We start from the raw sequence: 12,427 nt of genomic DNA, 5'->3' as shown, positions 1-12,427 counted from the left end.
TTTTTGTTAATTATTTATTGGATATTCAGTGCTCTGCTAGTGGGAGTGGATCAGCTGGTCAAATGGTGGATCACTGATAATTTAGCGCTTGGAGAGACGAAAAGTCTTATACCAGGTATTTTGTCACTGAATCATATTCGAAACACTGGAGCCGCATGGAGTATGCTAGAAGGGAAGATGTGGTTCTTTACTATAGTGACACTCATTGCAGTCGTTGTGATTCTCACATTGATGATTAAAAATCGTGAAAAAGGTAATCGCTGGTTCATGATTGGATTGAGCCTGATTCTAGCTGGTGCGATTGGCAACTTTATTGATCGTCTCCGACTTGGCTATGTAGTAGATATGTTTCAAACAGACTTTATGAACTTTCCAATTTTCAATGTAGCAGATGTGACACTTGTATGCGGAGTGATCTGTATATTAATTTATATTATTTTAGATGAAAAGGATCAAAGAAAAAAATGACAGAACTTAAAACAACGATTCGCCATGAATCTGGTAGGATCGATAAAGTATTGACTAATTTATTCAGTGATTACAGCCGTTCGCAAATTCAATTGTGGCTGAAAGAACGTGCGGTTTCTGTCAATGGACAACCAGTCAAAGCAAATTACAAAGTAAAACAAGGAGACGAGATCACTGTCTTGATCCCTGAACCAGAAACATTAGATGTTGTCCCAGAGAACATCCCGTTGACCATCGTTTATGAAGATGAAGATGTCGCGGTAATCAATAAACCCCAAGGAATGGTCGTTCATCCTTCAGCAGGTCATACGCATGGCACAATGGTCAATGCGCTGATGTATCATATCAAGGATCTTTCTACGATCAACGGGGTTATCCGACCAGGTATCGTCCACCGAATCGACAAAGATACTTCAGGTCTGCTAATGGTTGCTAAAAATGACCAGGCACACGAATCATTAGCTGAGCAATTAAAAGATAAGACTTCTTTACGTAAATATGTTGCTTTAGTCCATGGAGAGATTCCTCACGAAAAAGGCACGATCAATGCGCCAATCGGCCGTTCGAAAGAAAACCGAAAAATGCAGGCGATAAGAGAAGATGGGAAGCCAGCTGTCACGCATTTTACTGTGTTGGAACGTTTTGAAGGTTTTACTCTGGTTGAATTAAAACTGGAAACTGGAAGAACACATCAGATCCGCGTGCATATGAAGTATATCGGCTATCCGTTAGCTGGAGATCCAGTATATGGACCGAAGAAAACTTTGAAAGGCAATGGTCAGTTTCTCCATGCGCAAATGCTAGGTTTTACACACCCGACTACAAATGAAAAGATGGTCTTTGAAGCACCTCTTCCAGAAGTTTTTGAAAAAACTTTAGAAAAATTAAGAAAAAACATTGCATTTTAATTTAGATAACGGTATAGTAATTAACAACGAAAGCATAAAACTTAATAGAATTCCTTTAAGTTTAGTCCCGTGAGGCTAAGAAGGGTGGGAGCAAGGATACGTATGGTGCGCCATAAAGTAAATTGCTCATTGACATAGTATAGCTATCAGTGTATCAGTATACGCTCAGTCTAAACATTCCTCCTGTCCTCTTAGGGCAGGAGTTTTTTTATGCAAAAAAGTAGGGGGAATGAAAATGCAAGCAAAAGAAGTAGTAGATCAGGTAACGATGAAGCGAGCATTGACTCGAATCACTTATGAGATTATCGAGAGAAACCATAGTATCCAAGATATCGTATTGGTAGGTATCAAAACACGAGGGATCTACATTGCATCAAGAATCGCTGAACGTTTGAAGCAACTAGAAGATATCGATATTCCTGTGGGAGAACTAGATATCACTTTATACCGAGATGACAAAAAAGAAAATCCAGAAGAACCGGAACTTCATTCTTCTGACATCCCAGTTTCCTTAGAAGGAAAAGAAGTTATTTTGATTGATGATGTTTTGTATACAGGACGAACGATTCGAGCAGCAATGGACGCAGTAATGGATTTTGGCAGACCAAGAAAAATTTCATTAGCAGTCCTAGTAGATCGTGGGCATCGAGAATTGCCAATCCGTGCAGATTATGTTGGAAAGAACATTCCAACATCTCGGGCGGAAGAGATTTTAGTAGAGATGCAAGAGCTTGATGGACAAGATCGCATCATGATTTTGAAAGAGGAAGATTAGAGGAGAGAGAAACATGTCGGAGAAAAAAGGATTTCATAATGATGACGTGGTGTTAGATATCCACGATCGCCCAACCCCAGGACATTGGATTGGATTAAGTTTACAACACTTGTTCACGATGTTCGGAGCAACCGTGTTAGTACCTATCTTAGTAGGGATCGATCCAGGTATCGCGCTAGTCAGTTCAGGACTAGGGACATTAGTGTACTTATTTACTACTAAAGGAAAGATACCGGCGTACTTAGGAAGCAGCTTCGCTTTCATTGCGGCGATGCAGCTTTTGATGAAAACAGATGGTTATCCAGCGATTGCACAAGGAGCAGTCACAACTGGATTAGTCTACTTGATTGTGGCGTTGATCATCAAAAAGATCGGTTCAGCATGGCTGGATAAAATCTTGCCTCCGATCGTCGTCGGCCCAGTCATCATGGTTATCGGGTTGGGACTTGCGGCAAATGCAGCAACAAATGCTATGTATAATCAAGGCACATATGATTTCAAGTATATTGCCGTAGCACTGATCACATTAGGATTGACCATCTTCTTCAACATGTGGCTAAGAGGTTTTCTCGGATTGATTCCGATTTTACTAGGTATTATTAGCGGGTACATCGTAGCCTTGCTGTTTGGAATCGTGGATACTAAGCCAATCGTAGACGCTGCCTGGTTTGCTGTTCCTAACTTTGAGATTCCCTTTGTACAATATGAACCAAAGCTATATCTTGGAGCAATCACAACAATGGCACCCATCGCTTTTGTGACGATGACAGAGCATATCGGCCATCTTATGGTATTGAATAAACTAACTAAACGTAATTTCTTTGAAGAACCGGGTCTTCATAAGACGTTGACAGGTGATGGCTTAGCACAAATCGTAGCAGCCTTCGTTGGTGGACCTCCTGTAACAAGTTACGGCGAAAACATTGGTGTTCTGGCTATCACACGCGTCCATAGCGTGTTCGTGATTGGGGGAGCTGCAGTCTTTGCAGTCGTTTTGGGATTCGTAGGAAAATTAAGCGCTTTGATTTTAAGTATCCCTGGACCAGTCATCTCAGGAATCAGTTTTATCTTGTTTGGTGTCATTGCAGCAAGTGGAATGAAGATTTTGATCGAGAACAAAATCGATTTTGACAAAAAGAAAAATCTGTTGATTGCTTCAGTTATCCTAGTAGTAGGAATTGGCGGACTTGTCTTTGAAGTAGGCACATTTACATTGTCGGCAATGGCGTTAGCAACTGTACTTGGCATCATTTTAAATCTTATCTTACCAGAAACTTCACGAAGCGAAGAAAACTAAGGAGGAAACATTATGATCATCAAATCAGAACGTATCAGTTTAAAGCATTTATTGACCGTTGAGGCACTTACTGACCAAGAAGTTATGGGCTTGATTCGCAGAGGGCAAGAATTCAAGCAAGGGGCTAATTGGACTCCGCAAAAGCGCCAGTACTTTGCTACAAACCTCTTTTTCGAAAATAGTACCCGCACACATAAAAGTTTTGACGTAGCGGAGAAAAAACTAGGGCTCGAAGTGATTGAATTTGAAGCAAGTACAAGCTCTGTCCAAAAAGGAGAAACGTTATACGATACAGTACTGACGATGTCTGCATTAGGTGTAGACGTAGCGGTCATCCGTCATGGTGATGAGAACTATTATGACGAACTGATACAAAGCAAAACCATCCAGTGCTCGATTATTAATGGGGGAGACGGAAGCGGACAGCATCCAACCCAATGCTTGCTTGATTTGATGACGATTTATGAAGAATTTGGACACTTTGAAGGACTGAAAGTTGCCATTGTAGGGGACATCACTCACTCTCGGGTAGCGAAATCCAATATGCAGATGTTAAAACGTTTAGGTGCACAAGTATTCTTCTCAGGTCCTAGAGAATGGTACGATGAGGAGTTCGAAGTATACGGACATTATATGCCATTGGACGAACTACTAGATCAAGTTGATGTCATGATGATGCTTCGAGTGCAACACGAACGCCATGATGGAAAAGAAAGCTTCTCAAAAGAAGGCTACCATCAGGAATATGGTTTAACAGTTGAACGTGCGAAGAAGCTGCAAAAACATGCAATCATTATGCACCCAGCACCAGTTAACCGCGATGTGGAATTAGCTGATTCATTAGTGGAAGGATTACAGTCACGAATCGTTCAACAAATGAGCAATGGTGTCTTTGTCAGAATGGCAATCTTAGAAGCAGTACTAAATGGAAAAGCGTAATTATAGGAGGATGAAAAAATGAAAACACTCATTAAAAACGGTCAGATCAATACACGAAAAAATATGACGACACCAGCAGAAATTTGGATAGAAGATGGGCGAATCAAAGCAATCGGTACAGGATTCTCAGAAGCCGAATTTGATGAAGTGTTTGATGCAAAGGGACAATTGATCACACCTGGTTTAGTGGACGTCCATGTCCATTTGAGAGAGCCAGGATTTACATACAAGGAGACGATCGAAGCTGGAACTCGCTCAGCTGCACGTGGTGGTTTTACTACTGTATGTGCGATGCCGAATTTAAATCCTGTACCTGATACGTCAGAAAAGCTGAAACAAGTATATGACATCATTAGAAAAGATGCAGTTGTGAAGGTATTACAGTATGCGCCAATCACAGAAAATCTGCGAAGTGAGAAATTAGTTGATCAAGAAGCACTGATTGAAGAAGGTGCTTTTGCTTTCACAAATGACGGTGTAGGTGTCCAAACGGCTGGAACGATGTATCTGGCTATGAAAGAAGCTGCGAAAAACAATAAAGCACTAGTAGCCCATACAGAAGACGAATCCTTATTATTTGGCGGTGTTATGCACGCTGGCAAGAAGGCAGAAGAACTTGGTCTTCCCGGGATCTTAAGTGTAACCGAGTCTTCTCAAATCGCCAGAGATTTGTTGCTAGCTGAAGCAACTGGTGTTCATTACCATGTGTGCCACGTATCTACTAAAGAGAGTGTCCGAGTAATCAGAGACGCAAAAAAAGCAGGAATACACGTAACAGCGGAAGTTTCGCCCCATCATCTTATCTTGATTGACGAAGATATTCCCGAAGATTTCGGCTTTTGGAAAATGAACCCACCGCTAAGAGGACGGGAGGACAGGGAAGCCTTGATCGAAGGTTTGCTTGACGGCACAATCGATTGTATCGCTACAGATCATGCTCCGCATGGATTAGAAGAAAAAAGCCAAAGCTTCATGAAATCACCATTTGGCATCGTAGGAAGCGAAACAGCATTCCAACTGATTTACACTCATTTTGTAGAAACTGGACAATTCACATTGGAACAAGTAATCAATTGGTTGGCAGTTAAACCGGCCGAGATTTTTGGTTTGAATGCAGGAACACTGACAGTCGGCGCACCCGCTGATGTAGCAATTTTTGATATTACAAAAACTTGCACGATCGATAAAGAAGACTTTTTATCAAAAGGGGAAAATACACCTTTTATCGGTTGGAAAGTAAAAGGTGAAACACAAATGACTTTTGTCAACGGAAAACTTGTGTGGCAGAAGGGAGAATAAAAGTATGGAACGTTTGCTTATATTAGAAGATGGAACAGTTTTCGAAGGAAAAGCTTTTGGTGCGGATGCAAATGTCTTCGGAGAAATCGTTTTTACAACAAGTATGACTGGTTATCAAGAAACCATCACCGATCAAAGTTTCAACGGTCAAATCATTACATTTACCTATCCTATGGTGGGCAATTATGGGGTAAATAGAGATGATTATGAATCGATTTCTCCTACATGCAAAGGAGTAGTAGTAAAAGAGCACGCGCGTGTAGCTTCAAATTGGCGAAACCAAATGACGCTAGATTCATTTTTGAAACAAAAAGGGATTCCTGGAATATCAGGTATCGATACGCGCGCCCTTACTCGTAAAATCCGTGAAGTCGGAACGATGAAAGCAAGTATCGTTGATGCTGGAGATTCCTTCGAACATGCATTTGATCAGCTGAAAGCAACCGTTCTAGCAACCAATCAAGTGCAGCAAGTCTCCACTAACAAACCCTATCCAAGTCCAGGAACAGGACGGAAAGTCATCGTCATTGACTTCGGCTTGAAACATAGTATTTTACGAGAATTGAGTAAAAGAAACTGTAACCTCACAGTACTTCCCTATAACACAGATGCCGAGACGATTTTAGCGCTATCACCAGACGGAGTCATGCTGACGAATGGACCTGGTGATCCAAAAGATGTGCCAGAAGCAATCGAAATGATCAAAAAAATTCAAGGAAAAGTACCGATTTTTGGTATTTGTCTTGGTCACCAGTTATTTGCTTTAGCCAACGGTGCAGATACCTATAAAATGAAATTCGGACATCGAGGATTAAATCACCCGGTACGAGAAGTAGCGACCGGAAGAATTGATTTTACTTCTCAAAATCATGGCTATGCAGTCGATGAAGCCACGATTGATCCAGAAAAACTCATCGTAACCCATGTAGAAGTAAATGACGGAACAGTAGAAGGAGTCAAACACAGAGATTATCCCGCTTTCAGTGTGCAGTTTCATCCAGATGCTGCCCCTGGTCCGCACGATGCACTACATTTATTTGATGAATTTATGGAAATGATGGATGCAGGAAAGGAGCAGTAAACAGATGCCGAAACGTACAGATATCAAGAAAATTATGGTGATTGGATCTGGTCCGATCATCATTGGTCAAGCCGCAGAATTTGACTACGCAGGAACACAAGCTTGTCTTGCCTTAAAAGAAGAAGGATATGAAGTAGTTTTAGTAAATTCTAATCCTGCGACGATCATGACGGACAAAGAAGTGGCAGATCAAGTATATATCGAACCGATCACACTTGAATTTGTATCAAGGATTCTTCGAAAAGAGCGTCCTGATGCTCTCCTTCCAACTTTAGGCGGACAGACAGGCCTCAATATGGCAATGGAGCTGGCAGCATCTGGTATTTTAGAAGAATTGAACATAGAACTTCTAGGAACGAAGCTTTCTGCGATCGATCAAGCAGAAGACCGTGATCTATTCAAACAGTTGATGAAAGAATTGAATCAGCCGATCCCTGAGTCTGAAATCGTCAATACAGTAGAAGAAGCTGTAGCGTTTGCAAATAAAATCGGCTATCCCGTCATCGTTCGTCCGGCCTTTACTTTAGGCGGGACTGGTGGAGGCATGTGTGAAAATGAAGAAGAGTTACGAACAGTATCAGAAAATGGATTAAGTCTTTCCCCGGCTACCCAATGTTTGATTGAACGAAGTATTGCGGGTTTTAAAGAAATTGAATATGAAGTGATGAGAGATTCGGCTGATAATGCAATCGTTGTCTGCAATATGGAAAATTTTGACCCAGTGGGTATCCATACAGGTGATTCTATCGTATTTGCTCCTAGCCAGACATTGTCTGACCATGAATATCAAATGCTTCGTGATGCTTCTCTTTCGATTATTCGTGCACTTAAGATTGAAGGAGGCTGTAACGTCCAACTTGCTCTTGATCCGCATAGTTTTAATTATTATGTGATTGAAGTCAATCCGCGTGTTTCTCGTTCATCTGCGTTAGCAAGTAAGGCGACTGGCTATCCGATTGCTAAGCTAGCTGCTAAAATAGCGCTTGGATTAACATTAGACGAAATGAAAAATCCTGTCACAGGAACGACTTTTGCAGAATTTGAACCTGCATTAGATTATGTTGTAGCTAAAATTCCTCGCTGGCCGTTTGATAAGTTTGAAAACGGAGAACGGCTTTTAGGCACGCAGATGAAAGCAACTGGTGAAGTGATGGCTATCGGTCGGAATATCGAAGAGTCTTTATTGAAAGCTGTGCGTTCTTTAGAAATCGGTACACACCATATCGAACTTCCTGAGTTGGCAGATATCACGGACGATGACCTAATCCAAAAAGTGGTTCGAGCACAAGATGATCGCCTGTTTTATGTAGCTGAAGCTATTAGACGAGGGTACACCATAGAAGAATTGGCGGATTTGACAAAAATCGATTTATTCTTTTTAGATAAACTGTTGCATATCGTAGAAATCGAACAGCAGTTGAAACAGCAGCCGTTGGATGACAAGATATTGAAAACAGCGAAACAAAACGGTTTTACAGACAAAAAAGTGGCGGAGCTGTGGGAAATAAGCGAAGAAGCCGTTCGCCAGATGAGAAAAGAAAATGATTTGATTCCTGTATATAAAATGGTTGACACTTGTGCAGCGGAATTCGAATCAAAAACACCTTATTTTTATAGTTCCTATGAATATGAAAATGAAAGTTCACGATCAGAAAAGCCCTCAGTTCTAGTACTGGGATCTGGTCCTATCCGTATCGGACAAGGGGTTGAATTTGACTATGCGACTGTGCATTCTGTCAAAGCAATTCAGCAGGCAGGATACGAGGCAATCATCATGAACAGCAATCCGGAAACAGTTTCTACTGACTTTTCTATTTCGGATAAATTATATTTTGAGCCATTGACCTTCGAAGATGTGATGAATGTGATCGAGCTAGAACAGCCGATAGGAGTAATCGTTCAATTCGGTGGTCAGACAGCAATCAACTTAGCCGAACCTTTGACTACTGCTGGTGTAAAAATCTTAGGGACAACGATCGAAGACTTGGATCGTGCGGAAAATCGTGATTTATTCGAGCAAGCGCTGAAAGAGTTGGATATTCCTCAACCTTTAGGGGATACTGCTACAAGTAAAGAAGAAGCCGTGGTTATCGCTTCGAGAATTGGTTATCCAGTTCTTGTTCGTCCAAGCTATGTATTAGGCGGACGTGCGATGGAAATCGTTGAAAATCAGAGAGATTTAGAAGACTACATGGAACATGCTGTGAAAGCTTCTCCAGAACATCCAGTACTAGTGGACCGCTATTTGCTTGGTGGCGAATGCGAAGTGGATGCGATTTGTGACGGTGAAACAGTACTCATCCCAGGGATCATGGAGCATATTGAGCGTGCTGGTGTCCATTCAGGGGATTCAATGGCTGTGTATCCACCTCAAACATTATCTGAATCAATCAAGAAAACGATCGAAGACTACACGATCCGTTTAGCATTAGGTTTGAATTGTGTCGGGATGATGAATATCCAGTTTGTCATCCATGAAAATGAGGTTTATGTGATCGAAGTCAATCCTCGAGCAAGTCGGACTGTTCCATTCTTAAGTAAGGTGACAGGAATTCCAATGGCACAAATTGCGACGAAAGCTATTTTGGGAGAAAAATTAAAGGCACTTGGTTATGAAAACGGACTTTATAAGGAAACAAAAGAAGTCCATGTTAAAGCGCCCGTCTTTTCTTTTACTAAATTGCAGAAAGTCGATACTTACTTAGGACCTGAAATGAAATCGACTGGAGAAGTAATGGGATCTGATAGACAATTAGACAAAGCTTTGTACAAGGCATTCGAAGCTTCTGGATTACACTTGCCTGAATATGGAGCCGTATTGTTTACGATTGCGGATGAAACAAAAGAAGAAGCACTAGAGTTGGCTAAACGTTTTACAGAAATCGGCTATAGTCTGATAGGAACGAAACATACAGCTGCCTATTTCGAAAAACATGGTTTGGTTGTTGAAACAGTTGCGAAAATTTCTGAGCAAGCAGCAGAAAAAAATGTAGTCGACTTGATACGAGATGGTAAAACACAAGTGGTTGTCAATACGATTGATAAAGATCGGGGAAATGCTTCTAAAGACGGCTTCATTATCCGAAGAGAAGCAGTTGAACATGGTATTCCGTTGTTTACTTCTTTAGACACAGCAGATGCGATCGTTCGAGTGATGGAATCCCGTGCATTTTCAACCAACCCTATTTAACGGTGTACACATGTTAAGACCGAAAGAAGAAAATCCGTTACAGGAGGGGACAGATGAAACAAGAAATGATGGAAATCGTTCAGCAAAAACAGCTGGCACCAAAGATTTTTGAAATGACATTAAAAGGTGATCTAGTAAAAGAAATGCAGCAACCAGGACAGTTTTTGCATATCCTCGTGCCGCGTGCAGACTTGATGCTACGCCGACCGATTAGCTTGAATCATATCGATCACGAGACAAATACTTGCCGTATTATCTATCGGGTGGAAGGTGAGGGGACTAGCGTTTTCTCTACTCTTTCTGCCGGAGACTATTTAGATGTTATGGGCCCTTTAGGTAATGGTTTTGATTTATCTGATCTTCATACAGGAGACGAAGTATTTATAATCGGTGGAGGAATCGGTGTCCCTCCTCTGTATGAGTTATCAAAGCAGTTAGTCAAAAAAGGGATCAAGCCAACGCACTTTTTAGGTTTTGCCACACATGAAGTCGTTTATTATGAAAAAGAATTTAATCGTCTAGGAGAAACAAGAATCGCTACTGACGATGGAACATACGGTATGCACGGAAATGTCGGTAATTTATTATTAGGAACGAAGACGAAACCTACAGCTGTTTTTGCATGTGGTTCAAACGGGTTATTGAAGACAGTGGAACAGTTGTTTTCTTCGCATCAAAATGTCCAGTTATCATTAGAATCCCGCATGGCATGTGGGATAGGGGCTTGCTATGCTTGCGTTTGTCATACGCCGGAAGATGAAACAGGAACAAAAAGTGTGAAAGTTTGTGACGAAGGACCGATTTTTAAAATAGGAGAGGTAATTATATGAATGAGAATCCTTTAGCAGTCAAACTTCCTGGCCTAGAATTAAAAAATCCTATCATGCCGGCAAGCGGCTGTTTCGGTTTTGGCAAAGAATACGGAAAATACTATGATTTGAATCAGCTTGGTTCGATCATGGTCAAGGCAACGACTCCAAATGCTCGCTTTGGCAATCCCACACCGAGAGTGGCGGAAACACCATCTGGCATGTTGAATGCGATTGGTTTACAAAATCCTGGTCTAGACGTTGTTATGAATAAACTTCTTCCAGAATTAGAGGAGTACAATGAGTTACCCATCATCGCAAATGTTGCTGGTGCTTGTGAAGAAGACTATGTAGAAGTTTGTAGCAAAATCGGCGAAGCGCCAAATGTGAAAGCAATCGAGCTGAATATTTCCTGTCCAAATGTCAAGCATGGCGGAATCGCTTTTGGAACAGATCCAGATATTGCTTTTCAATTAACACAAGCAGTAAAGAAAGTTGCTTCTGTTCCTGTCTATGTCAAACTATCCCCAAATGTGACAGACATCGTTCCAATCGCTCAGGCAATCGAAGCTGGAGGGGCAGATGGATTTACAATGATCAATACACTACTTGGTATGCGGATTGACCTTAAGACAAGAAAACCGATTTTAGCCAATCAAACAGGTGGACTATCCGGACCAGCGATCAAGCCTGTCGCTATCCGTTTGATTCATCAAGTGGCAAGTATATCCAGTCTTCCAATCATTGGGATGGGTGGCGTGCAGACAGTGGACGATGTTCTTGAGATGTTTATGGCTGGAGCAAGCGCTGTAGCTATAGGGACTGCGAATTTCACCGATCCCTATATCTGTCCTAAACTAATCAAAGAGCTCCCAGTGCGAATGAGCGAACTAGGTATTGAGTCACTGGAAAGATTAATCAAAGAAGTGAGAGAGGAACGTGAACGATGAACCAACTAAACCAACGACCAATCATTGCATTAGATTTTTCAACTTGGCAAGAAGTAGAAGACTTTCTTCGTTTTTTCCCAGAAGAAGAAAAATTGTTTGTGAAAATCGGAATGGAATTGTTCTACCAAGAAGGACCTGAAATCGTACGTTATCTAAAGGATGCTGGTCACGATGTGTTTTTAGATCTGAAACTTCACGATATTCCGAATACGGTCGAAAAAGCAATGCGGGGACTGGCAAAGCTTGGTGTTGATGTCACATGTGTTCATGCAGCTGGCGGTATTCGCATGATGGAGGCGGCAATGCGTGGATTAGAAGAAGGAACGCCAGAAGGTGGGAAACGTCCGCTACTTCTAGCTATCACTCAACTTACCTCTACAAGTGAAGAGGAGATGCATGCAGACCAACTAATCGAAGTTCCTTTAGAAAAAAGTGTGATCCATTACGCTCACTGTGCCAAAAAAGCAGGATTAGATGGTGTGGTTTCTTCTGCTTGGGAAGTAGAAGCAATCAAAGAAACGGCGGGAGATGAATTTGTTTGCTTAACTCCAGGGATAAGACCAGAAGGAACAGTCGCAGGAGATCAAACAAGAGTAGTCACACCTTCTCAAGCAAGAGAGATTGGCTCAACTTTCATCGTTGTGGGACGACCAATCACACAGGCAACTGATCCTTATGAAGCATACCGAACGATTCAAACAGAATGGAGCC

General features: G+C 41.6%; 10 protein-coding genes and 1 pseudogene. All 11 read left to right on the top strand.

Features of this window, described 5'->3' with window-relative positions:
• Positions 1–3: 3 nt before the first annotated feature.
• Positions 4–468 carry a signal peptidase II gene (lspA, locus tag IGJ53_RS07820; RefSeq protein ID WP_002309326.1) on the top strand — a complete coding sequence of 155 codons (465 nt, stop codon included), beginning with the start codon at positions 4–6 and terminating at the stop codon, positions 466–468.
• Positions 465–1,376, top strand: coding sequence for an RluA family pseudouridine synthase (locus IGJ53_RS07815; RefSeq protein WP_002372427.1), 912 nt, complete (start codon positions 465–467; stop codon positions 1,374–1,376). The genes lspA and IGJ53_RS07815 overlap by 4 nt, the downstream gene beginning before the upstream one ends.
• Positions 1,377–1,611: 235 nt before the next feature.
• Positions 1,612–2,151, top strand: coding sequence for a bifunctional pyr operon transcriptional regulator/uracil phosphoribosyltransferase PyrR (gene pyrR / locus IGJ53_RS07810; protein WP_002295862.1), 540 nt, complete (start codon positions 1,612–1,614; stop codon positions 2,149–2,151).
• Between the two features lie 13 nt (positions 2,152–2,164).
• A complete protein-coding gene (locus IGJ53_RS07805; protein WP_259741839.1) occupies positions 2,165–3,448 on the top strand; it encodes a solute carrier family 23 protein in 1,284 nt (427 codons plus the stop codon).
• Between the two features lie 12 nt (positions 3,449–3,460).
• Positions 3,461–4,387, top strand: a complete 927-nt coding sequence (locus IGJ53_RS07800; RefSeq protein WP_002335694.1) for an aspartate carbamoyltransferase catalytic subunit — start codon at positions 3,461–3,463, stop codon at positions 4,385–4,387.
• Positions 4,388–4,405: 18 nt separating this feature from the next.
• A complete protein-coding gene (locus tag IGJ53_RS07795) occupies positions 4,406–5,686 on the top strand; it encodes a dihydroorotase (RefSeq protein WP_010732650.1) in 1,281 nt (426 codons plus the stop codon).
• Positions 5,687–5,690: 4 nt separating this feature from the next.
• On the top strand, positions 5,691–6,767 hold the full coding sequence (locus tag IGJ53_RS07790; RefSeq protein ID WP_002345088.1) for a carbamoyl phosphate synthase small subunit: 1,077 nt from the start codon (positions 5,691–5,693) through the stop codon (positions 6,765–6,767).
• 4 nt (positions 6,768–6,771) lie between these two features.
• Positions 6,772–9,957, top strand: coding sequence for a carbamoyl-phosphate synthase large subunit (gene carB, locus IGJ53_RS07785; RefSeq protein WP_010732649.1), 3,186 nt, complete (start codon positions 6,772–6,774; stop codon positions 9,955–9,957).
• 53 nt (positions 9,958–10,010) lie between these two features.
• Positions 10,011–10,787, top strand: a complete 777-nt coding sequence (locus IGJ53_RS07780) for a dihydroorotate dehydrogenase electron transfer subunit (protein WP_010732648.1) — start codon at positions 10,011–10,013, stop codon at positions 10,785–10,787.
• On the top strand, positions 10,784–11,716 hold the full coding sequence (locus IGJ53_RS07775; protein WP_010732647.1) for a dihydroorotate dehydrogenase: 933 nt from the start codon (positions 10,784–10,786) through the stop codon (positions 11,714–11,716). The genes IGJ53_RS07780 and IGJ53_RS07775 overlap by 4 nt, the downstream gene beginning before the upstream one ends.
• Positions 11,713–12,426 (top strand): annotated as a pseudogene (gene pyrF, locus IGJ53_RS07770) (orotidine-5'-phosphate decarboxylase); the annotation flags it as partial. The gene IGJ53_RS07775 and the pseudogene pyrF, both read left to right, overlap by 4 nt.
• Between the last annotated feature and the right edge of the window lies 1 nt (position 12,427).

The organism is Enterococcus sp. DIV1283b, assembly GCF_051710965.1.
Lineage (GTDB): Bacteria > Bacillota > Bacilli > Lactobacillales > Enterococcaceae > Enterococcus_B > Enterococcus_B lactis.
Note: the sequence above shows the minus strand (reverse complement) of the source record. Positions and strands in the feature narration are given on the sequence as shown.

Excerpts from the sequence above, each read along its gene's own strand:
- IGJ53_RS07795 (WP_010732650.1), top strand. The coding sequence starts at position 4,406 with ATGAAAACACTCATTAAAAACGGTCAGATCAATACACGAAAAAATATG.
- IGJ53_RS07805 (WP_259741839.1), top strand. The coding sequence starts at position 2,165 with ATGTCGGAGAAAAAAGGATTTCATAATGATGACGTGGTGTTAGATATC.
- pyrR (WP_002295862.1), top strand. The coding sequence starts at position 1,612 with ATGCAAGCAAAAGAAGTAGTAGATCAGGTAACGATGAAGCGAGCATTG.
- IGJ53_RS07780 (WP_010732648.1), top strand. The coding sequence starts at position 10,011 with ATGAAACAAGAAATGATGGAAATCGTTCAGCAAAAACAGCTGGCACCA.
- IGJ53_RS07775 (WP_010732647.1), top strand. The coding sequence starts at position 10,784 with ATGAATGAGAATCCTTTAGCAGTCAAACTTCCTGGCCTAGAATTAAAA.
- IGJ53_RS07815 (WP_002372427.1), top strand. The coding sequence starts at position 465 with ATGACAGAACTTAAAACAACGATTCGCCATGAATCTGGTAGGATCGAT.
- IGJ53_RS07790 (WP_002345088.1), top strand. The coding sequence starts at position 5,691 with ATGGAACGTTTGCTTATATTAGAAGATGGAACAGTTTTCGAAGGAAAA.
- IGJ53_RS07800 (WP_002335694.1), top strand. The coding sequence starts at position 3,461 with ATGATCATCAAATCAGAACGTATCAGTTTAAAGCATTTATTGACCGTT.
- carB (WP_010732649.1), top strand. The coding sequence starts at position 6,772 with ATGCCGAAACGTACAGATATCAAGAAAATTATGGTGATTGGATCTGGT.